This is a genomic window from Clostridium sp., from assembly GCF_036646415.1.
In the GTDB taxonomy this organism is placed as follows: domain Bacteria; phylum Bacillota; class Clostridia; order Clostridiales; family Clostridiaceae; genus Clostridium_J.
The window spans coordinates 114,393-137,751 of sequence record NZ_JAVXMF010000008.1 but is presented as its reverse complement, the minus strand read 5'-3'; the positions used below and the strand labels follow the sequence as shown (position 1 = coordinate 137,751).

Annotated in this window: 24 protein-coding genes; 13 read left to right on the top strand and 11 right to left on the bottom strand. The window is 28.7% G+C overall.

Features of this window, described 5'->3' with window-relative positions:
• The first annotated feature begins 191 nt into the window (after positions 1-191).
• The 6 genes from RSD37_RS07970 to argS all read left to right on the top strand — a co-directional run bounded on the left by RSD37_RS07970 (position 192) and on the right by argS (position 6,020).
• Positions 192-650, top strand: a complete 459-nt coding sequence (locus RSD37_RS07970; RefSeq protein ID WP_346946192.1) for an RHS repeat-associated core domain-containing protein — start codon at positions 192-194, stop codon at positions 648-650.
• A complete protein-coding gene (locus RSD37_RS07965; RefSeq protein WP_346946187.1) occupies positions 613-984 on the top strand; it encodes a hypothetical protein in 372 nt (123 codons plus the stop codon). The genes RSD37_RS07970 and RSD37_RS07965 overlap by 38 nt, the downstream gene beginning before the upstream one ends.
• A 525-nt stretch (positions 985-1,509) precedes the next feature.
• On the top strand, positions 1,510-1,872 hold the full coding sequence (locus tag RSD37_RS07960) for a YccF domain-containing protein (protein WP_346946186.1): 363 nt from the start codon (positions 1,510-1,512) through the stop codon (positions 1,870-1,872).
• A gap of 34 nt (positions 1,873-1,906) precedes the next feature.
• Positions 1,907-2,194, top strand: coding sequence for a DUF1653 domain-containing protein (locus RSD37_RS07955; RefSeq protein WP_346946185.1), 288 nt, complete (start codon positions 1,907-1,909; stop codon positions 2,192-2,194).
• An 84-nt stretch (positions 2,195-2,278) separates the two neighbouring features.
• Positions 2,279-3,862: an ATP-binding cassette domain-containing protein gene (locus RSD37_RS07950; RefSeq protein WP_346946184.1), complete on the top strand. Its 1,584-nt coding sequence runs from the start codon at positions 2,279-2,281 to the stop codon at positions 3,860-3,862.
• A gap of 463 nt (positions 3,863-4,325) precedes the next feature.
• Positions 4,326-6,020, top strand: coding sequence for an arginine--tRNA ligase (gene argS, locus RSD37_RS07945; RefSeq protein ID WP_346946183.1), 1,695 nt, complete (start codon positions 4,326-4,328; stop codon positions 6,018-6,020).
• 73 nt (positions 6,021-6,093) lie between these two features.
• Here argS and RSD37_RS07940 read toward each other — a convergent pair whose 3' ends face one another.
• From RSD37_RS07940 to RSD37_RS07930, 3 genes are read right to left on the bottom strand one after another with little or no spacing between them, the layout of a single operon-like run.
• Positions 6,094-6,252 (bottom strand): FeoB-associated Cys-rich membrane protein, encoded by a 159-nt coding sequence (locus RSD37_RS07940; protein WP_346946182.1) that lies wholly within the window; start codon positions 6,250-6,252, stop codon positions 6,094-6,096.
• Between the two features lie 13 nt (positions 6,253-6,265).
• Positions 6,266-8,041, bottom strand: a complete 1,776-nt coding sequence (gene feoB / locus RSD37_RS07935) for a ferrous iron transport protein B (protein ID WP_346946181.1) — start codon at positions 8,039-8,041, stop codon at positions 6,266-6,268.
• 1 nt (position 8,042) lies between these two features.
• Positions 8,043-8,270: a ferrous iron transport protein A gene (locus RSD37_RS07930; protein ID WP_346946180.1), complete on the bottom strand. Its 228-nt coding sequence runs from the start codon at positions 8,268-8,270 to the stop codon at positions 8,043-8,045.
• Between the two features lie 275 nt (positions 8,271-8,545).
• On the opposite strand from RSD37_RS07930, the gene RSD37_RS07925 reads away from it, so the two are divergent.
• Positions 8,546-9,172 (top strand): ribonuclease H-like domain-containing protein, encoded by a 627-nt coding sequence (locus RSD37_RS07925; RefSeq protein WP_346946191.1) that lies wholly within the window; start codon positions 8,546-8,548, stop codon positions 9,170-9,172.
• Positions 9,173-9,347: 175 nt separating this feature from the next.
• Here RSD37_RS07925 and RSD37_RS07920 read toward each other — a convergent pair whose 3' ends face one another.
• Positions 9,348-10,001, bottom strand: coding sequence for a hemolysin III family protein (locus RSD37_RS07920; protein WP_346946179.1), 654 nt, complete (start codon positions 9,999-10,001; stop codon positions 9,348-9,350).
• A gap of 332 nt (positions 10,002-10,333) precedes the next feature.
• Here RSD37_RS07920 and RSD37_RS07915 point away from each other — a divergent pair, with 332 nt between their 5' ends.
• From RSD37_RS07915 to RSD37_RS07905, 3 genes are all read left to right on the top strand, one after another.
• Positions 10,334-10,927: a DUF1836 domain-containing protein gene (locus RSD37_RS07915; RefSeq protein WP_346946178.1), complete on the top strand. Its 594-nt coding sequence runs from the start codon at positions 10,334-10,336 to the stop codon at positions 10,925-10,927.
• Positions 10,928-11,131: 204 nt separating this feature from the next.
• A complete protein-coding gene (locus RSD37_RS07910; protein ID WP_346946177.1) occupies positions 11,132-11,485 on the top strand; it encodes a metalloregulator ArsR/SmtB family transcription factor in 354 nt (117 codons plus the stop codon).
• Positions 11,486-11,516: 31 nt separating this feature from the next.
• The gene (locus RSD37_RS07905; protein WP_346946176.1) at positions 11,517-13,781 is read left to right on the top strand and encodes a heavy metal translocating P-type ATPase; all 2,265 of its coding nucleotides are present in this window, start codon (positions 11,517-11,519) and stop codon (positions 13,779-13,781) included.
• 20 nt (positions 13,782-13,801) lie between these two features.
• Here the strand turns inward: RSD37_RS07905 and RSD37_RS07900 are convergent, their stop codons facing one another.
• From RSD37_RS07900 to RSD37_RS07890, 3 genes are all read right to left on the bottom strand, one after another.
• A complete protein-coding gene (locus tag RSD37_RS07900) occupies positions 13,802-14,257 on the bottom strand; it encodes a hypothetical protein (RefSeq protein ID WP_346946175.1) in 456 nt (151 codons plus the stop codon).
• A 152-nt stretch (positions 14,258-14,409) separates the two neighbouring features.
• Complete coding sequence (locus RSD37_RS07895; protein WP_346946174.1) at positions 14,410-15,318, bottom strand: DMT family transporter; 909 nt, start codon at positions 15,316-15,318, stop codon at positions 14,410-14,412.
• Between the two features lie 178 nt (positions 15,319-15,496).
• Complete coding sequence (locus tag RSD37_RS07890; protein WP_346946173.1) at positions 15,497-15,952, bottom strand: CBS domain-containing protein; 456 nt, start codon at positions 15,950-15,952, stop codon at positions 15,497-15,499.
• A 441-nt stretch (positions 15,953-16,393) separates the two neighbouring features.
• Here RSD37_RS07890 and RSD37_RS07885 point away from each other — a divergent pair, with 441 nt between their 5' ends.
• A complete protein-coding gene (locus tag RSD37_RS07885) occupies positions 16,394-16,852 on the top strand; it encodes a hypothetical protein (protein WP_346946172.1) in 459 nt (152 codons plus the stop codon).
• Positions 16,853-16,969: 117 nt separating this feature from the next.
• On the opposite strand, the gene RSD37_RS07880 is transcribed toward RSD37_RS07885, so the two are convergent.
• Positions 16,970-17,377, bottom strand: a complete 408-nt coding sequence (locus RSD37_RS07880) for a hypothetical protein (RefSeq protein ID WP_346946171.1) — start codon at positions 17,375-17,377, stop codon at positions 16,970-16,972.
• 140 nt (positions 17,378-17,517) lie between these two features.
• Here RSD37_RS07880 and RSD37_RS07875 point away from each other — a divergent pair, with 140 nt between their 5' ends.
• A complete protein-coding gene (locus RSD37_RS07875) occupies positions 17,518-17,925 on the top strand; it encodes a transposase (protein WP_346946170.1) in 408 nt (135 codons plus the stop codon).
• Between the two features lie 277 nt (positions 17,926-18,202).
• Here RSD37_RS07875 and nhaC read toward each other — a convergent pair whose 3' ends face one another.
• The 3 genes from nhaC to hemA all read right to left on the bottom strand — a co-directional run bounded on the left by nhaC (position 18,203) and on the right by hemA (position 22,452).
• Entirely contained in the window at positions 18,203-19,639 is a 1,437-nt protein-coding gene (gene nhaC / locus RSD37_RS07870) for a Na+/H+ antiporter NhaC (protein ID WP_346946169.1), read from the bottom strand.
• A 284-nt stretch (positions 19,640-19,923) separates the two neighbouring features.
• Positions 19,924-21,198, bottom strand: coding sequence for a glutamate-1-semialdehyde 2,1-aminomutase (gene hemL / locus RSD37_RS07865; RefSeq protein WP_346946168.1), 1,275 nt, complete (start codon positions 21,196-21,198; stop codon positions 19,924-19,926).
• A 12-nt stretch (positions 21,199-21,210) separates the two neighbouring features.
• Complete coding sequence (gene hemA, locus RSD37_RS07860) at positions 21,211-22,452, bottom strand: glutamyl-tRNA reductase (protein WP_346946167.1); 1,242 nt, start codon at positions 22,450-22,452, stop codon at positions 21,211-21,213.
• A gap of 213 nt (positions 22,453-22,665) precedes the next feature.
• Here hemA and RSD37_RS07855 point away from each other — a divergent pair, with 213 nt between their 5' ends.
• Positions 22,666-23,313, top strand: a complete 648-nt coding sequence (locus RSD37_RS07855) for a TIGR01906 family membrane protein (protein WP_346946166.1) — start codon at positions 22,666-22,668, stop codon at positions 23,311-23,313.
• Positions 23,314-23,359 lie beyond the last annotated feature (46 nt).

Genomic DNA, 23,359 nt, shown 5'->3' with positions numbered 1-23,359 from the left:
ATATTTCTACATTAGAAATGCTCAAAGTGACATTATAGGAATATTAGATTCCGATCGTAAGCAAGTTGTTACTCCTTTTCACTCAGTTCAAATAGGAAACTCCGCCTCATATTTATTCGGTGGAGTAAGTTCCACTTACTAAATCAAAGATTTAGAGTGTCACTTATGACACTTGGGGTAAGTTAGTATCTATAACTGGAGATAAAGTTTTAGGAGAAAAGAATCCTTATAGATATAGAGGATATAGGTATGATAATGAGACTGGATATTACTATTTACAATCAAGATATTATAATCCTGATATGGGTAGGTTTATTAATGCTGATATTTTGATATCTATAGGGCACGGACTCATAGGAAATAATATATTTGCTTACTGTTTAAACAATCCAACATCAAACAGAGATGATAATGAATTCCTTTGTTTCGCAATGGCTGATGGTGGAGGAAGGCTTAGTACGTATACAGGAACAACGTCAAATAACAATTCGGGATTTAGTTATACAAAGAGTGCGGCCCTAGGAACATTGTCAGGGTTAGGCGATAAAGTAGGAAATGTGGCAGCTAGAGCTTTTGTCGCGACAGTAGGTGCTGGGATGTTGATAGATTTGGGTGCGGAGAAATTTAAGGATTATATTTATAAGAGGTGATATATATGAAAAAAACTTTTTTCAATCTGGTAAATTCGGGGCACTAAGTGGATTATTTGCGATATGGCTAAGCAGAACTGTATACTCTAAATATGGAGATAATGGACAAGTTATGGTAATGTATTTAGTATTATTAGGATTGTTAGCTTTAATATTATATTCAATATATATAAAAAATTATAAGTTTGCAATTGCATTAGCTGTAGTTTCAATACCTCTGATAATTGGTGCTGTAGGTATGTATTTAGATAATTTTATATGTGCTATGGTGGGATTAATATTATTGTTTGTTGTTTTGAAAATAGGGATGATGTATGTTAAAAATAAAAAATAAATAGCTTTTAGAAGTGATAGTGATTCAAGTTATTGAGTTTCTATCACTTTTTTTATGTATATGAAAGTATTAGAAAACTCAAGTCCCAAGGTTCTTTCGTAATTACACCTGGGGTGAAAATTTTGAAATAACTCTTTTTTAGTACAGACTTTTAATTTTATCATGGTTACTGCTGCCTGATTCTTAAAAAAAAGTTTAACAGATAAAAAACTTAAAATAAATTATGGGAATTACAATGTTTTTATGTTTTTATGTTCTTAGGGGGTTTAACGCTTAGAGCCTACTGGGTTTGATGCTCTTAGAGAAAACGTGAATTTCAGTGATATTTTTAATTAAAAATTCTAAAAAAATTATTTTGGTTATGTTTAAAATCATTTGATAAAGGTATATAGTCTATCCAAAGAGTAGCAAGTATTTTCACTAGAAAATACTACATACCTCGGGGCATGTAGAGATTCAAACAGTTGCGAATCTGACGAAATCGTATATTATATAATTAGTATTGATTATTTTAAGGAGATTTATATGAGTTGTTTAGGTAATATTATTTGGTTTTTATTTGGAGGTCTTATCGCTGGACTTCAATGGTGGTTAACGGGTATTTTATGGTGCCTAACTATAGTCGGAATACCAATTGGGCTTCAGTGCTTTAAGTTTTCGAGACTTCAATTTGCACCATTTGGGAAAGAAATTGTAACGACTAATGATAATAGTATGGGGTTCTTACTTAATATTTTATGGATAATATTTGGGGGACTACCTCTTGCCATAACAAATTTAATTAGCGCACTATTGCTTTCTCTTACAATAATAGGAATACCATTCGCGGCTCAATCGTTAAAAATGGCAAAGTTATCTTTAGCACCTTTTGGGAAAGAAGTACGCTAGAATAAATTAATATAGATGATTAGGAGGAAGACTAATGAGAAATATTGAAAATTCAAAAGGAAAGATCTTTAGACATTTTAAAGGAGATTTATACTTGATTGAAGATTTTGTTACAAACTCTGAAACTAGAGAAAAAATGGTGCTGTATAGAGCCTTATATGGAGATTGTGGATTATTTGTAAGACCTTATAATATGTTCATTGAAGAAGTACCAGTTGATAAGCCAAATCCAATGAATCAAAAGTATAGATTTGAAGAATTTGAAGTGAAAAGTAAAAACAATAATATTAATCATAGTATAAATAACAAATCTATGATATAATTATAACCATATGTTTTAATAAAAAATCAAAAAGTTTTACCAAGTTAGGTAAGACTTTTTTAATGGATAATTGGAGGTAACATTATGATTAGTACTACAGGAGTTAGTTTAAGATACGGAGCACGTAAACTTTTTGAAAATGTTAATATTAAGTTTACTGAGGGAAATTGTTATGGTTTAATTGGTGCCAATGGAGCTGGTAAATCTACATTTTTAAAAATACTATCTGGGGATTTAGAGCCTAATACAGGTGATGTGTCTATAACACCAGGTCAAAGAATGACTATGTTAAAGCAGGACCACTTTGAATTTGATGAAGAAGAAGTTTTAAAAACTGTAATTATGGGTCATGCAAGATTAGTTGAAATTATGAATGAAAAAGATGCTCTTTATGCTAAAGAAGATTTTAGTGATGAAGATGGAATTAAAGCTTCCGAGCTTGAAGGGGAGTTTGCAGACCTTAATGGATGGGAAGCCGAGAGTGAAGCCGCAACATTATTACAAGGACTTGGAATCACTGAAGATTTACATTGTAAATTAATGAAAGATCTTAATGGTTCTGAAAAAGTTAAGGTTCTACTTGCACAAGCACTTTTCGGACATCCTGACATACTATTACTGGATGAGCCTACAAACCATTTAGACATTAAATCTATATCTTGGCTTGAAAATTTCTTAATGGATTTTGAAGGAACTGTTATTGTAGTATCACACGATAGACACTTCTTAAACAAGGTTTGTACACATATGGCAGACATAGATTTTAGTAAAATACAAATGTATGTTGGTAACTATGATTTCTGGTATGAATCAAGTCAATTAGCATTACAAATGTCTAAAGATCAAAACAAGAAAAAAGAAGAGAAAATTAAAGATCTTCAAAACTTTATAGCTCGTTTTAGTTCAAATGCTTCAAAAGCTAAGCAAGCTACTAGTAGAAAGAAGCAACTTGATAAATTAACACTAGATGATATTAAACCTTCTTCAAGAAGATATCCTTTTGTTGGATTTAAAGCAGAGAGAGAAGCTGGAAATGACTTATTAGTTGTTGAAAACCTATGTAAGACTATTGATGGAGTAAAAGTTCTTGATAATATAAGTTTTATGATTTATAAAAATGATAAGATTGCATTTTTAGGAGATGGAATTTCAAAAACAACTTTATTTAAAATATTAATGGGTGAAATAGAGCCAGATAGTGGAAGCTTTAAATGGGGCGTAACTACTTCTCAATCATATTTCCCATCAGATAACTCAGAATACTTTAATGAATGTGACTTAAACCTTGTAGATTGGTTAAGACAATTCTCAGAAGAAAAGGCTGAAAGCTTTATAAGAGGATTCCTTGGTAGAATGTTATTCTCAGGAGAAGAGGCATTAAAGCAATCATCTATACTTTCTGGAGGAGAAAAGGTTCGTTGTATGTTATCTAAAATGATGCTTAGTGGAGCTAATGTATTAATACTAGATGAACCTACAAACCATTTAGACCTAGAATCTATAACAGCAGTAAATAATGGGCTAATGAACTTTGCTGGAACAATGTTATTTACATCTCATGACCATCAGTTTATTAACACTATTGCCAATAGAATAATTGAAATACTTCCAAATGGTGGAGTAATTGATAAAACTATGACTTATGATGAGTATCTTGAATTAAAATAATTAAGCACATAATTTAGTAGTGTATATATTATATAAGTAAATCAATTTAATAGAATAATATTAAAAGTGAATTTTGTTGACATTTGATTAGTATTTACTTATAATGCAGATAATATAAAATTTAATATATAAATTCTATGAAGAGGACAGTACTTTCTTTATTAATTCTTAAAGCGAGCAGGGGAATGGTGAAAGCCTTGTAAGAATATAAGAATCTAAGCTAGTAATAGTAAAGAGATTTATTAAAAATAAATTATGAAAAGAACCTTGGAGAAGCTACCTAAAAAATTATTTTAGTAGGGTTAGTCGCTACTGCGTTAAACATTTGAGTGGACTTTTATAAAAGTCAATTAGAGTGGTACCACGGATATATACCCGTCTCTTTCGTAATGAAAGAGGCGGGTTTTTTATATGGATTTTTACAGGAGATAGTATAGTATCTAAAAAAAGAGGAGGATTTATTATGAATTATAAAAGTATAATAGCTGAAAACTTATGTACACATATAGATATGGACAAGGAACTAATCCTGAGATTTATTGAGAACCCACCAAAACCAGAAATGGGTGACTTTGCTTTTCCTTGTTTTCAATTAGCTAAGACTATGAAGAAAGCGCCAAATATGATTGCACAAGATTTAAAATCACAAATAGGCAATATTGAAGGTTTTGATAAGATAGAGGCATTTGGACCATATGTAAACTTTTTTGTAGGTAAGGGTGATTTTATAAAGGATATTATAGGAAAAATACTTAGTGAAAAAGAGTGTTATGGAACAACTAAAGAGGGTGTAGATAAAAATGTTATTGTAGAATATTGTTCAGCAAATATCGCAAAACCTTTCCACGTTGGACACCTTGTTACAACAATGCTTGGAAACTCACTGTATAAGATATTTAATTCGCAGGGATATAATGCTATTGGTATTAACCATTTAGGTGACTGGGGAACTCAGTTTGGAAAGCTTATATATGCCTACAATAATTGGGGTGATGAAAAAGCTTTAGAGGAAGAGCCTATAAAAGAGATGTTAAGGGTTTATGTTAAGTTCCATGAAGAAGCTGAGAAAAATCCAGCTCTTGATGATGAGGGAAGAAAACACTTTAAGCTTCTTGAAGATGGCAATGAAGAAGAAGTTAATCTTTGGACTAAGTTTAAAAATTTAAGTTTAAAAGAATTTGATAGATTATTTGAGTTATTAAATATTAAATTTGATTCTTTTGATGGAGAAAGTTTCTATACAGACAAGATGGATTCAGTTATAGAAGAAATCGATGCTAAAGGATTATTAGTTGAAAGTAACGGAGCTAAAGTTGTTATGCTTGAGGAAGAGAATATGCCTCCATGCATAATTAGAAAAGCTGATGGAGCAACAATTTATGCTACACGTGATTTAGCTGCTATGTTCTACAGAAAGAAAACTTATGATTTTTATAAAAATATATATGTAGTTGCAAAGGATCAATCACTACATTTTAAACAAGTATTCACAACGGTTAAAAAGATGGGATATGATTGGGCTGATGATTGTACTCATGCATCTTTTGGTCTTGTTAGATTCCCAGACAAAAAGTTTTCTACAAGAAAAGGTGATGTAGTATTCCTAGAAGATTTATTAAATGAAGCAGTTCTTAAGACTGAAGAAATAATAAATGAGAAGAATCCTAATCTTGAAAATAAGAGGGATGTAGCTAAAAAAGTTGGAATAGGCGCTGTTGTATTCACCTTCCTTAAAAACTCAAGAGAAAGAGATATAGTATTTGATTGGAATGAAATGCTAAGCTTTGAAGGTGAAACTGGTCCTTATGTTCAGTATACTTATGCTAGAGGAAAGAGTATATTAAGAAAACTAGGGGAAGGAACGTCAGAAGTTGATTATAACACCCTTACTTCAAGTGAAGAATTTGAACTTGTAAAAGAATTATCAGGATTTAATAATGCTATAAAACATGCATTAGATAAATTACAACCTTGTATTGTTACTAGATATACTATTGATGTGGCTAAAGCATTTAATAAGTTCTATAATGCTATAAATATATCAAACTCAGAAGATAAAATAACAAAACAGACAAGATTAGCACTAGTAAAGGCTACTCTTCAAGTATTACAGAACGGATTAAACCTTATTGGTCTTGAAACTGTAGATGAAATGTAAATTACTAAAATAGCACAATAAAAATCCCAGTGAAGAGAAATCTTCACTGGGATTTGATTCTTTATTAACTATTTTACTTGCCATCAATTTTATTATCTATTTTAGTTATAAAGTTTGGGCACTTGGAGGTACAACTTCCACAGTCACATCCACCAGATTTATTTTTGAACTTTTTATATAATATAAATACAGCTAGTCCAACAATTAATAGAGTTATTATAGTTTCAATCATAACATCACCTCTTCTAAAGTATAATACTCATTATTTGATATATTCCAAAGGAAAAAATCCATGCTACCGCAAACTGATAAACTACAGAGAACATAGCAAACTTTCCACTAAATTCCTTTTTAAAGGTTGCAATAACAGATACACATGGTGTATATAATAAAGTAAATACTAAGAAGGAAATCCCGCTTGCTACAGTAAACCCTGCTGCAATTTGTGTTACTAGGTCTCCAGTATAAAGTACACCCATTGTTCCTATAACTACTTCCTTAGCCATGAGACCAGTTAAAAGAGCAACTGAGTTTTCCCAAGTTCCAAATCCTAATGGTTTGAATATTGGAGCTATAAAATTACCTATAGAAGCAAGGAAGCTCTCATTTATATCTACCATACCATTCATACTAAAATTTGATAAAAACCAAACTAAAACAGATACTGCGAAGATTAAAGTTCCAGCCTTTTTTAAGAAACCTTTACCTTTTTCCCAGGTGTGAAGCATTAAACTTCTTAACTCAGGAAGCTTGTACTCTGGCAATTCAATAATAAATGGTTCTTCATCTTTTTTAAATATAGTGTTCTTAAATATAAATGCCATTAAAAAAGCAACTAATACACCTAATATATAAAGTCCAAAGATTACTAATGATTCATGAGAAGCAAATAAAGCACTTGCAAATAGAGCATAAACAGGTAGCCTCGCATTACATGACATAAATGGAATTATTAAAGCAGTTAATTTTCTATCTTTTTCACTTTCTAATGTTCTTGCTGACATTATACCAGGAACGGAACAGCCAAATCCCATTAATAATGGAATAAATGCTTTTCCTGAAAGGCCTAACTTTCTCATTAATCTATCCATAATAAATGCAGTTCTTGCCATATATCCGCTATCCTCAAGAAAGCTAATCCCAACAAATAGTGTTAGTATTATAGGTAAGAATACTATTACAGCTCCTACACCACCAACAATTCCATCTGTTATTAAAGATTGGAACCACGGGGTTGTATGTGCTAACGGAATTTCTATAAGTGAAATGAAATTTTCATTTATTAATCTATCAGCTAATTCTTGAAGTGGACCACCAACCCAATCAAATGTAAATTTAAATATTAAAAACATAATTCCTAGAAAGATTGGATAAGCTAAAAATTTATTAAGAACAATTGAATCAATCTTTTCTGTTATCGTATTAGTGGTCGATTTTTTACCATCTACACAGTTATTCAAAATACTTTCGATATATGAATAAGTCTGTTTTTCATCAAGTACACTAAAATTATGCTTTTGATTAATTGTACAGTCTAGGTTACTAAATGAATCAGCTTGCAATAATTCTTTTAATTCCTTTACACCTTCACCCTTAGAAGCTGAAATTGGCATGATTTTAACACCAAGTTTTTTAGAAAGTTCTTTGTAATCAATATGAATTCCTTCACTTTTAGCCACATCAATCATATTAACAACCAATAAAATTGGTTTGTTAAATTGAGTTAATTGAGAAGTTAGATATAAATTTCTTTCAAGATTTGAACCATCAATAATATTTATTATTAAGTCAACTTCATCAGTGTATAAAAAATCTTTAGATACCTTTTCCTCATTAGAAAAGGTATCCATAGCATATATTCCAGGTAAATCAATAATTTTTATATCTTTGGTTAAATAACCTTCCTTCTTATCTACAGTTACTCCTGCCCAGTTACCTACATATTGGTTTGATCCTGTTAGCGTATTGAATAGGGTAGTCTTTCCTACGTTGGGATTACCTATTAAAGCTATTGTATTCATACTACACTGCCTCCTTGATGTAGATTAATTGAGCGTCTTTTTTTCTAATAGCAAGGTCTGTTCCTCTTAAATTTATAATTATAGGATCACCAAGGGGAGCTACTTTTTTTACTAATATCTCAGTTCCTTCTACAAATCCTAATGCTAATAGCCTTTTAGCTAATTTATCATCACATGCTAGTTCTTTAATTAAACCTTTATTTCCAGGCTTTAAATTAAAAACGTTCATGAATATCACTCCTTTTTGAAAACAATTATCAATGTCTATATTAATATTATATGCTAAATGATAATTACTGTCAATAAAAAAGAGCACATTTAATAAATATTATAAAAGGAATTTATAATATAGATAAATTGTCAATAAATATGATATAATATATTCATATGTTTTGCATTTATTTTTGATAGAATATTTTTAAATGTTCATTAGTGTATGATTAACGTATAATACGTGTTAAAGAAATGAGTGGTAAGGTGATAATTAGAGAAAGTGCTTTAGAGATTGAAAAATGTGAATTTACTGATAGTTTAAGCATAAATGGAAATAATGATTTTTTTAAGAAGTCAGTTTTCTTTGACTTAGAGCATTATGTGTATAAAAAGCCCATATGTATAGCAGTTTTTGGAGCAGCATACTATGATTTAGAGAGTAGTAAATTAATAATTACTCAATATATGATGGAGAATAAGCATGAACTTGAAAAAGTACTGCGCTTATCAAAAAAATATTTTGATAAGATGAAAAATGAATTAGGAAAAGAATATGTAGTTACTTTTTCTGGTAATAATGATTTTATAGTAATTGATTATTTATTTGAAAAATATAAATTAGATTATACTCTCAGAGACCATTTTAAAAGTATAGACTTACAAAAAAAATATGAACAAGTTAAGAAAAAATCCATAGGATTAAAAGCTTTAGAGGGAGAATGTAATATTATTCGTGAAAGCGAAGTAATAAGTGGATCCACATTAGCTAAAACATTTGGGAAAATTATGAAAGATGATATGTATTTTTCCAGAATGCCTTCTGAAAAAAAAGAAAAAATCCTTTTATACAATATGCAAGATGTGGTAAGTTTATTTCATATTTATACTCAATGGAATAAGTATATTAAGCGTGAATAAATTAAACTATCTCATAGAAGAATATAAATTTGTATTTTTCTATGAGATAGTTTTTTTGTTTAAATGTTCTATAATCCATATATTTTTATTAGGTTAAAGGATAAAGCTGCTATTAATCCAAAAAATTCTAAATATATTGAGAGTATTGATATACATATGGATTATTAAAGTATTTCTAAAAATTAAATACATATTTATATATAAAATAGTAATGAGTTACACTGCCTAAAATAACAAATATATGGAAAATTTCATGTGCGCCAAAACTTCGATGAACTCCTTTTTTTTCAAGGCAATAAATAACTCCACCAATTGTGTATAGCACTCCTCCTATAATTAGTGTTAGTAATCCATTTTTAGGGACAACAGCTGTTAAAGGACCAAAAATAAATAATGCCATCCATCCCATTAATATATAAATTGAAGAGGATAACCAAGATGGACAATTAATCCAAGCTACCTTGAAAATAATTCCTGAGATTGCCATCCCCCATATTATAGATAGCATATAATATTTTAGAGGAGCTTGTAAGAGAATTAAACAAATTGGGGTATATGTTCCTGCAATAAGTACAAATATCATTGCATGGTCTATTTTTCTTAAAAACTTAATTACTGAATCTTTTGCTATGGTAAGGTGATAAATACTACTTGCTGTGTAAAGCAAGATTAAGCTTAAACCGAATATAATAGTAGAAACTAAGGTATAAGGATTATAGTTATTGACAGAAACTTGTTTAATTATTAGAAAGCATAATCCTATTAAAGAAATTGCTGCTCCGAAGACATGAGAAAATCCACTAAAGGGTTCCCTAAATTTTGCGTTCATATACTAATACCTCCCAAATATATTAACTCCAACATGTAGTTTCAAATACTATGTGTTGCCATGTATATATTATACTGCTAAAATTAATAAAATATACAATGATATTATTAATTTTATGTTAATAATACTTCTATAAATTCTCTATTGATTTTGTTATATTTAAAGTTTTATATATTATGTGGGAAATTGTATCCATAAGAGTTTATAATCAAATTAATTTAAGAATTTATGTATCTACTTAAATATCTTGTTTACATGTTGTAAATAATGGTATCATAATGTTATTATGTAACATTTACTTAACATGCACTGATGTGAGGAGCAAATTAAATATGAAATATAATACTAATGAATTAACTGAACTTTTTATGAATTTAAATTTAGATGAACATATACAACTTAATAAAATCCCTGATATAGATTTATATATGGATCAAGTTATTCAACTCTTTGAAAATAATTTATCTAATTCCAAGAGAAATGATACCGATAAGATATTAACAAAAACTATGATTAACAACTATTCTAAAGATAAATTACTTTTCCCAACTAAAAACAAAAAATACACTAAACAACATATTCTTTTGATGATTTTAACTTATGACTTGAAACAGACTTTATCTATAGGTGACATAAAAAAGATCTTTAATCCAATGGTAGAATCTTTATCTAAAGAAGACCATAATTTTAATATTATAGGTTTATATGAAAAATATCTTTTTCTTAAGGAAAAACAATGGAAAGAGGAAAAACTTTTATTACAAAATACTTTACAATCTGTATCATTGCTATATGAAAGTGAGGAAGAGAATATACATAACAATGATTATGAAAAATTGTTATCTGTTATATTGACACTTCAGAACTCAGCATCTATAAATAAGCGATTGGCAGAGAAACTAATCGATAAATACTTCAATAATTAGAAGTATATCTATAATAAAATTAGTTAAAGTTAAAAGGAAAGCAGTTTATACCTTAAATTGCTTTCTTTTATTTACTTATAAATAATTTTGTTAATTGAATTAAAAGTTAATCATAAAACAAAAAATACAAATAGTATTGACAAAATTACAAGCAAGTCATAATATAAATATATGAGCATATGTTCATATGAGGAGGAGATATTTATGGAACAATTAGAAACGTGTAATTGTAATTTTATTCATGACGAAGTTATGGATAAAATGAAAGATAAAAAATTAAATGAAGAAGTTACTAATGATTTAGCAAATTTATTTAAGGCTATGGCTGACTCAACTAGAATTAAAATTCTAAATATCCTAATGAATACCGAAGCTTGCGTTTGTGATATTGCAGCTTTAACTAATATGACACAATCAGCTATATCACATCAACTAAGAGTGCTTAAATTGGCTAGAATAGTTAAATCAAGAAAAGATGGCAAGGTTGTTTATTATTCCTTGGATGATGATCATGTAAGAGATATTTTTTATAAAGGGTTAAATCATGTTAATGAATAAATAATTTAGTAATAGAGGGGGAATTACAATAATGGGACAAATAAAAAGAATTTATGAAATTCAGGGACTAACTTGCGCAAATTGTGCTGTTAAAATCGAACGTGAATTAAATGGACTACCTTATGTTGATAATGCAATAGTTAATTCTGTAACATCTAAAGCAATTTTAGAATTAAAGGAAGATATAGATAGTAATATAGTATTTACAGACGTAGATAAAATTTCTTCAAGAATAGAGCACGGTGTTAAGGTAAAGGAAATAGATAAAAACCATGTTGGAAAAAGAGTTATTCCAATCCAAGGACATGTGAAAATCAATACGATAAATAAAACGATATCAAGTAGTATAGAAAATAATAACATTCAAAATGAAACAAGAAAATCTAAGAATGATAATACATTGATAGAAAATAATAATCACACCCATAGTCACGAAAGTTCATCTACAAAGAAAAAAATTATTAAACTAATTATTGGAATTATGCTATCAACTGCAGCATTACTGACTAATAATGTAATAAGTTTAATTCTCTTTATATTATCTTATTTAGTTATAGGTGGAGATATATTATTAATAGCAGGTAGAAATATACTCAAAGGTCAGGTTTTTGATGAGAACTTCTTAATGAGTATAGCAACTATTGGAGCTTTTGCAATTGGAGAGTATCCTGAGGCAGTTGGAGTAATGATGTTTTACCAAGTTGGAGAATTTTTTCAACATCTTGCAGTTAATAAATCAAAGAAATCTATATCTGAACTTATGAATATAAGACCAGATTATGCAAATCTAAAGCTTAGTAATGGTGATTTATCAGTTGTTTCACCTGAACGTATTAATATAGGTGATATAGTAGTAATTAAGCCTGGAGAGAAAATACCTTTGGATGGAGTAGTTATAAGGGGTTCTTCGCAAATAGATACGTCCGCCTTAACTGGTGAATCAGTTCCAAGAATCGTTAAGGAGAGAGAGGATGTATTAGCGGGCTCAATAAATAAGACTTCTCTTATTGAAATTAAAGTAACTAAAGAATTTAGTGAATCTACAGTTTCTAAAATTCTTGAACTAGTTGAAAATGCATCTAACAAAAAAGCACCAACAGAAAAATTCATCACAAAATTTGCTAGATATTATACTCCAATTGTAGTTATATTAGCTATCATATTAGCAATTTTACCGCCGATTTTAATGGGAGGAGAATTCTCAGTTTGGATATATAGATCACTATCATTCTTAGTTGTTTCTTGCCCATGTGCACTTGTTATTTCTATTCCATTAAGTTTCTTTGGTGGAATAGGAGGAGCATCTAGAAGTGGTGTACTTGTGAAAGGTGGAAACTACCTTGAAGCATTAAGCAATGCAGAAATAGTAGTTTTTGATAAGACAGGAACATTAACTGAAGGAAGCTTTGAGGTTACTAAAATTATGCCTTATGGATTCATTACTGAGGATATGTTGATGGAATATGCAGCTCATGCCGAAATATATTCAAATCACCCAATTGCGAAATCTATTGTAGAATCATATAAAAAGATTAGTTCTAAAGCTATAATAGATAAAAGCAGGATAAAGAGTTATGAAGAAATACCAGGTAAGGGAGTTAAAATATATTTTGGAGACAGGTATATTTATGCTGGAAATTATAGGTTAATGGATGAACTTGAAATAGATTATGTTAAGTCAAAAGAAGTTGGAACAATTATATATTTAGCTATAAATAACAACTTTGTAGGGACTTTGGTCATTGCAGATAGAATAAAAGATACTGCACCACTAGCAATGGCTAAGTTAAAGGAAATTGGTATAAAGAAAACTGTAATGCTTACAGGTGATAATAAAACTATTGCAGAATATGTAGCAAAGGTTGTTTCAATTGATCAGGTTATCTCAGAATTAATGCCTCATGAAAAAGTTGCAGAAATAGAGAAGTTATATAAAACTTTATCTAAAAATGGAAAGATTTTATTTGTGGGTGATGGTATAAATGATGCACCTGTACTTGCTAGAGCAGATATAGGAATAGCTATGGGAGGAATTGGATCTGATGCAGCTATAGAAGCTTCTGATGTTGTTATTATGACAGATGATCCAGCTAAAATTTCTACTGCTATTAAAATAGCCAGAAAGACTCAGAAAATTGTTGTTCAAAATATAGTATTTTCATTACTTGTAAAAGTAGTAGTATTAATACTTGCAGCTATAGGTATTGCAAATATGTGGATGGCAGTTTTTGCTGATGTAGGTGTTACAGTAATCGCAGTATTAAATGCTATGCGTGCAATGAAGTTAGAAAAATAATAAAAAATAGGAGGGGGCAATTAACTGCCTTCTCCTGTTTTTTTATTATAATTGAAAAAATTAATTTTATATTCACTATCATTAAGGGTTAGTTTAAGTGTAGTTTCGTTATCCATTATTTTAAAATCATTAAATTTATAGCTTTGAATTTCACTAGTTCCATTAGTTGTTCTTGTACTATCAATATTAACAAAAATATTTCCATTTTTATAAAATGCAGTTTTTATAGTTGGTTCTTCATCTTTATTATAATAAGTATAGATTAGTTGTGATGTTTTATTATTTTTACAATCATTCTCAAAATCATATATTAGATTTATGTTTGTGATTACACCATCATAATTTACTACATGATTTTCTTGTATAGCATCTTTTGCAACAAATTCTATGGGAATATCTTTTAGATAGGATAATAATTTAGTATTGGAAATTTGTATATTATTATAAGAAAGGTACAATATAACTATAATAACCATAAATGGAAGTATATACAACCTTTCGAAAAATAATTCTACTATAATAGATTTCTCTTTTACTTTTTTTTGTTTTATATATCTACTAATATTAAAACCTCCTTTTCCATATATAAATAATACTAATTAATTATATATAGAAAAGGAGATAAATATTACATTGAACTATTATTTTTTTTAGAGATACTCTTCTTTAAGAAACTCAATTTAGTTTCAGTTGTGATTATAGCTGAAAATATAAGAATACATCCTAGTAACATAGCTAATGTGAATACTTCATTTAAGAATACTACAGAGAATAGAGCACCAAATAAGGCTTCTAAAGAAAGTATTATAGCTGTACGTGTTGATGTTGTATACTTCTGAGCTACGTTTTGAATTAAAAATGCTAGGGTTGTGCTAAATATAGCTAAATAAAGAATTGAAGTTATACCTTGAAGATTCATTGAAGTAGGGAAAGGTTCAATGAATAATGCGACAGCAGCAGAGAGTATAGCAGCAGATCCAAGTTGTATAACAGTTAAAATAATAGGATCGTCATTTTTAACAAATTTACTTATAGTCAAAATTTGACCTGCAAAACCAAATGCACATAGTAACGTAAGTCCATCTCCATAGCTTATAGATAATCCATCCTGTAAAGTAAGCATTGAAATTCCTATAAGACAAATTAAAGCACCTATTATAGAATAATTATCAGGTTTTTTCTTTAGTAAAATCCATTGTAAAAATGGTACAAGAACAACATAGATAGCAGTTAAAAATGCACTTTTTCCTGCTGTTGTATACTTGATACCAACTGTTTGAAAAGCAAAACCTAGAAAAAGAAATATTCCTATAATAAATCCATTTTTAAGCTGCACTTTTGTCATTTTATTAACACGCTTATGAAATATGATATACATAATTATTGTTGATAATGAAAATCTTATTGCCATTTGGTAAAAAGGTGTTATAAAATCTAATGAGTCCTTAACAGCTATAAAGCCTGCTCCCCACAATATAGCTACTAACAACAAAGCTAAATCTGCGTATAAACTATTCTTTTTAAAAATCTTTTCCATAGTTACCCCCTAAATATAAATTCATATATATAAAATATTATAACATATATTTCAAAATATAAAAATATAACAAATAGGAGTGTTTGAGTCAGCCTTTTTAAAAATAAAAAACTTTTCTAATATACCATATAGGTAATACTAGAAAAGCAATTAAAGAATTATTATAACTCTATTCTTATTAACTTATTTTGGATATATTCTTAAAATCGCTAAATTGATTAGAATCATCTTCTTCAAAAATCCTCTTATAACAGTATGAAATTATATCTCCTCTTTTGATGATTCCAATAAAAATATTTGAATCATCTACAACAGGTACAAAGTTTTGAGACTTAGCAGCAAGGATTAGACTTTCCATATCAGAGTTAATCGATACAGGTTTATTTTTAACATGCCTTGGAATTTCTTTAATCAGAACATTTTCGGTATCTTTAAGACTTAATTGAGATGAATTCTTTAGTTTCCAAAGTATATCACCTTCAGTCAATGTTCCTATATATTTACCTTTATCATCTACTAGAGGTATAGAGGTATATCTATGATATTCCATTCTCTCCATAGCTCTTCTCATTGTAGAACTAACCTTTTCAAAAATAACTTCACTTTTAGGAGTAAGAAAAAAGGCAACGTTCATATTTTATCAGCCCCCATTTAAATCTATATTTAATAAGTATATTATAAAACTATAGGTTAATTATAACATACTTATTTAAGTAAGTCAGAATAAAGTTTTTACTGATTTTAAAATAAGTTCAACTATAAATTCATTTTATGCTTTATTAAAGATATAAACTATGAGTTATAAAATCTTTTGAAAATAGTAGTGTTAGCATTGTTCTAAAAGTTATTACAATTATATCTATATGTTATAGTATTCCTTAGTAATCGACTTTGGTTACTATTTTAAAGATATAGATGCAGTTAATATAATTATTTGAATAATACATTGAACTTTAATATGAAAGACTATATAATTGGTATATACTATCAAAGAAAATTATAGCATTTAAGTTATTTATATGATTTATAATTATCAATTTTCACTTGATAACTAATATAAAAAGGAGATTTTGCTATGGAAATAAGTCTAAATTTAATCGAAGAAGCTGTAAAATTAAATAGTGTGGAAGATGTTAGAAAAGCATTAATTGAATATATTAGAGTCGAACCTGAAAATTCCGAGAAAATAATAAATGCTTTAAACTATGCTAAAGAAACTATAGGTGGATTATTTGAGATTCATGATGATATAAAATTAGAAGAAGATGATAAGTGGGATAAAGAATATTTTCTTAAAACATTAAAAGATTTATCGGATAATTTTTCGGAAGAAAGATTTAATCATTTATGCTTAGTAGGCGCATTTATATACCCAAATATAGAATCTACTGAACAGGATACAGTTATAATCAATAATGTTAAGCCGGTTACAGATTCTGAATTAAGGTTTGAAAAAGTTAAAACAATGTTGGCTTTGGGAACTGGCCTTTTAGTTGGATTTATTGTTGGAAGAAAATTAATTAATAAGAAGTAATCCATGATATTGATTAATTAATTTAAATAAACTACCGCACAAAATTTCTTTTTCATGAAAGAAATTTTGTGCGGTAGTTTTAGTTTGATAAAAATCAATAGATCTATAGAATAGTATTCATCTTTCAAGTAAATTTATATGACGTTGATAATCTTTTGTTATTAAATTAATTAAATTATAGCTTTCATGATTTAAAAAGTCAGGATCATGGATTAATTTGTATCCCAGAGTAACCCCTTTACTAGATACTTCACAGGTTTCATTAAAAATTTCTTTTTTAGATGTTTTTATATAATTGTCAAAATCATCATAATTGTGACTAATCTCGATAGGTACTCCTCCAAGCTGAAGAATAATCTCACATATTCTATTAGAGTGTTTTTTATAATCTTCTTGAATCTTAGATATTCTATAGATAACTTTCTTATCTCTTGATTTTTTAATATAATATTCAAAAATATTCATATTTATATATATACTCTTCAAAAATTCATTGAGATTATTTATTACATAATTATCATCCAAAAATTACACCTCCAGAAATAATTGTATTACTTATATTATTTACTAAATGTAGATATTTATATTCAAAATCAGACATAATTTAAATAAAAAAAGAGGCTTTGGTAAAATAAATAATTCCATTTTATGTGATAGCTATATCTATGGATGATTCTGTTAGACTGCTTAGTCATACACTGGAGGGGTTAGATTACACTAAATTATACATGGCATATTCCCCGAGAGATAGAAAAACTGTGGTTGAACCCAAAATTATGTTTAAAATTATTGCATATGCTTACATGAATAATATATATTCCACATATAAAATAGAGATTGTTTGCAGAAGATATATTAATTTCATGTGGATACTTGAAAGTCGCAAAGCCCCTAATCACTCAGCTATCGGGCGTTTTCGTCGGAAATATCTAAGTGAAGCGGCAGAAGATTTATTTACTCAACTTGTTGTAAAGTTAAATGAAATAGATGAAATAAATTTTGAACATTTATTTATAGATGGAACTAAAATAGAGGCTAACGTCAATAAATACTCTTTTGTTTGGAGGATATAATGTTCAAATTGCTGTAAATAGTGAATACGTCGTAGGCGTTGGAATTTTTCAACATAGAAATAATCTTGGAACATTTATACCAATGCTCGAAAACATGCATTTGTTCTTAGTTAAAAGATTTGAAAAGATTGTAGCAGACTCTGGAATATGAAAGTGAAGAAAATTAAGTGTACAAAAGCTAAAACCTTAGGTTATTTTTATTGTTAACTCAAAAGGAGCGTCGCTCCATAACTTAATCAGTTAGTTTGCGACGCCCCCCCCTATAGGATATTAATTGTTAAGCTTGGGGTGATATTTCTTCTGATTTTTCTATTTTTTCCATTGAGAATCCAGTATATCCATAAATTATTGAAACAACTGGGTTTATATAGTTTAGGAAACAGAATGGAATATATAGGAATGGTGAAACACCAAGGGTTGTTGACATGAATGCTCCACATGTATTCCAAGGTATAAAACATGAAGTTAGAGTTCCAGCATCTTCTAAACATCTTGATAAATTCTTTGGTGCGAGACCACGTTTAGCATATTCATCCTTGTACATTCTACCTGGTATAACAATTGATAAATATTGATCTCCAGCTAGTATATTAACAACGATACAAGAAATTATTGTAACTAATACTAATGATCCAGTACTAACTGCAAATTTAAGCAATTTTTCCGCTAATACATTTAAGAATCCGGCTTTTTCCATTATACCACCAAAGGTCATGGCACATATGATTAAAGATACTGTACCCATCATACTTTGAAGACCACCACGACTTAAAAGATTATCAACCATTTCTACTCCAGTTTCACTAACATATCCACTATTTAATACATTAACTATATCACCAAAGTTAGATCCTTGAACTAAGACTGCTAGAATTACTCCTGCAACTACACCAATTATTAAACCTGGGATAGCAGGCATCTTTTTAACAACCAAAATAATAACAATTACAGGTGGTAATAACAATAAAGGATTGATTGTACATGAAGCTTTTAATCCTTCAAATATTATATTAAGTTGAGATACATCTAATTCTTGTCCAGCATATTTTATACCTAAAATTCCAAATAGTATAAGAGAAATTATCATGCTTGGAGTAGTTGTATACAACATGTGTTTAATGTGATCAAATAAGGTAGAGCCTGCCATTGCTGGTGCTAGATTAGTTGTATCTGAAAGAGGAGACATCTTATCTCCAAAATAAGCCCCACATATAATTGCACCAGCTATCATAGGTTTTGAAATTCCTAGACCTATACCAACCCCCATAAGTGCTATACCTACAGTACCAGCAGTCGTCCAAGAACTACCTGTTGCAAGAGAAACAATTGAACAAATTATACATGTAGCAACTAAAAAGATTCCAGGTGATAATATTTTAAGACCGTAGTATATCATGGTTGGAACAGTACCACTTAAAATCCAAGCTCCGATTAAAATTCCGATAATCATAAGTATTAATATTGCTTGCATCGACATTTGTATTGTATCAATAAATCCTTTTTCAATATCTGACCATTTGTAGCCAATAAGTAATGACATGATTGCTGCCACTGATGCTGCAATTATTAATGGTATATGTGGACTAGCTTCAAAAAATATGATTCCAACAGAGAGAGCAACTATAAGAACTAAGATTGGAATAAGAGCTTGCCAAACCTTCGGTTGGCTGGGAACCTTAACTTCTTTTGTGGAGGTTTCTTTTTTATTTTTCATTAATACACGCTCCTAACTATAGATTATATTTGAGTTAATTAGGTATAAGATAATTATATAAAAAAATAAACAGAATTTCAACACTATTCTGAAAATTAAAAAAATAACAAACACATGTAAATTATAATTCCATAAATTCCGCTTTTATTTATAAAAAATGAGAATTATAAAATAATAACTCATTAAAGAAATAAAAAAGTAACTTTATACATAAAATTACTTTTTTATTGAATAATAACATTAAAAGTCATTGTTAATAATTATACAAAATGATAGTATCATTATTAAATATTAAATGATTCAAAGGCACTTAAAAATTTATTAATGTCATCCTCACAGTGACAATTTGATAAAAACATTGCTTCAAATTGTGATGGAGGTAAGTTTATACCATTGCTAAGCATATGCATAAAATAATTTTTAAACATATCTGTATCACATTGACATGCATCTTCATAATTATTAATAGATGATTGATCTGTAAAGAATGCGGTCATCATTCCACCAACTCTATTTATTACTAAAGGAATATTTTTCTTTCTTGAAATTTTTAACATGCCATCTTCAAGCATTTTTCCGATATAATCAAGGTGATTATATATTGATTCATTTTTATTTAAATTAGATACAGTTGCAATACCTGCTGCCATAACAAGAGGATTTCCAGACATAGTTCCAGCTTGATACACAGGTCCTAAAGGGGCAAGCATTTCCATGATTTCACGTCTTCCACCATATGCTCCACATGGAAGACCACCTCCAATAATCTTCCCATAAGTAATAAGATCAGGAGTTATATTTTTAAATAATTCTCTAGAACCCTTATAAGCAATTCGGAAACCACACATTACTTCATCAAATATTAAAAGAGTACCATTAGTTTTGCAAAGTTTATGTAACTCTTCCATAAATTCTACTGATGGCTTTACAACACCCATATTTCCTGCAATTGGTTCAATAATAACACATGCAATTTCATCTTTAAAAGTTTCAAATATTTCTTTAATATTCACAATATCATTATATTTTGCAATAATTGTATGTTCTACATGTTCATTAGGAATACCAGCGCTTCCAGGAATTCCACAGGTCATAACTCCTGAACCTGCACTAACTAAAAAACCATCACAATGACCATGGTAGCAACCAGCAAACTTAACAATTTTATTCCTTTTTGTATAACCTCTTGCAAGTTTAACAGCACTCATAGTAGCCTCTGTACCCGAGTTAACCATTCTGATCATATCGATTGAAGCAGTTTCGCATATAAGTTTAGCTAAATCTAGTTCTAGCTTGGTTGGAGCACCAAATGCTATAGCATTTTCACAAGTATCTTTTATGGCTTTAACTACATCACTATGGGAATGTCCTAATATCATTGGGCCCCATGCACCTACAAAATCGATATATCCTTGTCCTTCTTCATCATATATTTTAGAGCCCTTACCAGATTTTATAATAGGTGGTGTAATTCCCATATCCTTTAGCGCTCTTACTGGACTATTAACTCCACCAGGTATATATTTTTTGCTTTCATCAAATATAGTTTTGTTATTCATATAGATAGCCTCCTAGCTAATATTATTTAAAAAAATACGTTCTATTAAGTCACATACGGTTTCACTATTTCCTTTTAAGGTTTCTTCTTTTAATACTTCTATAGCCCGATTTATATACGTATTAGAACTACTCTTTAAAAGTGTAGCGACTAACTTATCATTATCTTTTGTATGTTTTTTATTTTTAAAGGTTTTAAGATTGTCTTGAACAACTAATTGTCCATCAGATTTAATATTTTCTATAATAGGACTTAATGATTTTAACTTTAAATATTTATTATACTCATTATGATATTTTAAAATTATATATTTATTTGAATTCATTATCTGCTTACGTAAAAATTTATTTTCTTTATCTACATTTTGAAGTGTATCTACATTATATAAACATATGTTTTTTAATTCACTGCAACTAGCTTCTACATTTATAGGTAATGAAAGGTCAAAAATCATAGTCTTCTGTGATGGAAGATCTTTCTTCATAACTAATGGGGTAGGGGATGAAGTACAACAAATTATAGCATCCACATACTCATATGTATCTACAAGGTTATCTAATGGTAGAATCTTAATTTTGTCAGTAGTAATATATTGAGTGTTTTTCAATATTATTGGGTGATTGTTAGCTTTATCCACGTTTCGGACGACTATGAATATAGAATCTATGCTATCCATTTTTCCTACTAAATAGTTAAATGTTAATTCTGCCATTTTACCAAAGCCTAATATTAAGATGTTTTTACAATTATGCTCTAAAGCTTTTTTAGCTGCAATGGATGAATAAGATACGGGCATCTCATAAAGTTTACTTTCGGTTTTAAACTCTTTACCACAACTAATGGCCATAGAAAATAGTTTATCAAAGCTTCCCTTTATTACTTTAAGTTCTTTACTTCTTAAATATGAATCTTTTACTTGACCTAATATTTGATCTTCGCCTAAAATTTTAGAGTGAAATCCACAACTAACTTCAAATAGGTGATTAATTGCTTTATTTTCACTTAAATAAAATATGTATTCTTTAAAGCTTAGATCCCAATTTAAAACATCAAATACTTTAGAGATTAAATTGTCTTGAGATATATGAGAATTTAAATATATTTCTGTTCTATTACAAGTGTTAATTATAACAACTTCAGTACATATTATTTCTTTCAATTTTAGTAATATTCCATTTATAGATTCTTGGGATATTGCTAGTTGTCCTCTGCGGACCAAATCAAGTTCTTTTTTTACTCCTATTAAGTGAATCATTTTTACCTCCCAATTTATGAAATTACTAAACTTTTATTAAGTTAAATTTAAAACCCACTAAAAGTGGGTTGTTATTAGGTATAAATTATATATTGTACCAAAGAAATTATACTATATGAAAATTTTTTTGACAATGGAAAAATACAATAATATAAATTTGTTGATAAATATGGGTATTTTCTGAGATAATGTATGTATTAGGGAGGGGATATAATGAAAAAGATGACTTTTTCTACTGTTATTGTATTTTTAGGCATTATATTAGTGTTATTGATATCTACAATAACGGTAACAAAACTAAAGCCCATATATGACTTTAGTATTATAGCGTTTGACATAGAAAGCAAAACGGACTTATCACGAAAAGAAATGGTGGACAATTACTCTTATGTGGTAGATTATTTACTTAATAATGGAAATAATTTCAAACTTCCATCTTTGCCTTTTTCAGATGATGGGGTTATTCACTTTAATGAGGTGAGAGACTTATTTAACCTCGCAAAAATTGCTATATTGATTATATCTGTATTTTTAACAATATTATTACTAATATACCGTAAGTTATACAGAGATTTTTTATATGGAAAATATATTGGAATTGGGTTAATAACAATACCAATTATCCTATCTGTCATTGTAAGTATAAATTTTAATTTCTTTTTCCATATGTTTCATAAAATGTTTTTTAATAATGATAAGTGGATTTTTGATCCTAAAACAGACCCAATTATAAACATATTACCAGAGGAGTTTTTCGCTATTTGCGGTGTTGCTATATTGACCATATGTATTTTAGTAGGAGTCATTATATATATTGCTTATTTTATAAATATTCGTCATAAAAAGTGTAAAAAATATTAGAAAAGAGGATATTGCACCAAAATAAATAAGGTGTAATATTCTCTTT

Excerpts from the sequence above, each read along its gene's own strand:
- RSD37_RS07940 (WP_346946182.1), bottom strand. The coding sequence starts at position 6,252 with ATGATTGAAACTATAATAACTCTATTAATTGTTGGACTAGCTGTATTT.
- argS (WP_346946183.1), top strand. The coding sequence starts at position 4,326 with ATGAATTATAAAAGTATAATAGCTGAAAACTTATGTACACATATAGAT.
- RSD37_RS07910 (WP_346946177.1), top strand. The coding sequence starts at position 11,132 with ATGGAACAATTAGAAACGTGTAATTGTAATTTTATTCATGACGAAGTT.
- RSD37_RS07960 (WP_346946186.1), top strand. The coding sequence starts at position 1,510 with ATGAGTTGTTTAGGTAATATTATTTGGTTTTTATTTGGAGGTCTTATC.
- hemL (WP_346946168.1), bottom strand. The coding sequence starts at position 21,198 with ATGAATAACAAAACTATATTTGATGAAAGCAAAAAATATATACCTGGT.
- RSD37_RS07915 (WP_346946178.1), top strand. The coding sequence starts at position 10,334 with ATGAAATATAATACTAATGAATTAACTGAACTTTTTATGAATTTAAAT.
- RSD37_RS07920 (WP_346946179.1), bottom strand. The coding sequence starts at position 10,001 with ATGAACGCAAAATTTAGGGAACCCTTTAGTGGATTTTCTCATGTCTTC.
- RSD37_RS07930 (WP_346946180.1), bottom strand. The coding sequence starts at position 8,270 with ATGAACGTTTTTAATTTAAAGCCTGGAAATAAAGGTTTAATTAAAGAA.
- RSD37_RS07855 (WP_346946166.1), top strand. The coding sequence starts at position 22,666 with ATGAAAAAGATGACTTTTTCTACTGTTATTGTATTTTTAGGCATTATA.
- RSD37_RS07950 (WP_346946184.1), top strand. The coding sequence starts at position 2,279 with ATGATTAGTACTACAGGAGTTAGTTTAAGATACGGAGCACGTAAACTT.
- RSD37_RS07890 (WP_346946173.1), bottom strand. The coding sequence starts at position 15,952 with ATGAACGTTGCCTTTTTTCTTACTCCTAAAAGTGAAGTTATTTTTGAA.
- RSD37_RS07885 (WP_346946172.1), top strand. The coding sequence starts at position 16,394 with ATGGAAATAAGTCTAAATTTAATCGAAGAAGCTGTAAAATTAAATAGT.
- feoB (WP_346946181.1), bottom strand. The coding sequence starts at position 8,041 with ATGAATACAATAGCTTTAATAGGTAATCCCAACGTAGGAAAGACTACC.
- RSD37_RS07905 (WP_346946176.1), top strand. The coding sequence starts at position 11,517 with ATGGGACAAATAAAAAGAATTTATGAAATTCAGGGACTAACTTGCGCA.
- RSD37_RS07900 (WP_346946175.1), bottom strand. The coding sequence starts at position 14,257 with ATGGTTATTATAGTTATATTGTACCTTTCTTATAATAATATACAAATT.
- RSD37_RS07955 (WP_346946185.1), top strand. The coding sequence starts at position 1,907 with ATGAGAAATATTGAAAATTCAAAAGGAAAGATCTTTAGACATTTTAAA.
- RSD37_RS07895 (WP_346946174.1), bottom strand. The coding sequence starts at position 15,318 with ATGGAAAAGATTTTTAAAAAGAATAGTTTATACGCAGATTTAGCTTTG.
- RSD37_RS07875 (WP_346946170.1), top strand. The coding sequence starts at position 17,518 with ATGGATGATTCTGTTAGACTGCTTAGTCATACACTGGAGGGGTTAGAT.
- hemA (WP_346946167.1), bottom strand. The coding sequence starts at position 22,452 with ATGATTCACTTAATAGGAGTAAAAAAAGAACTTGATTTGGTCCGCAGA.
- nhaC (WP_346946169.1), bottom strand. The coding sequence starts at position 19,639 with ATGAAAAATAAAAAAGAAACCTCCACAAAAGAAGTTAAGGTTCCCAGC.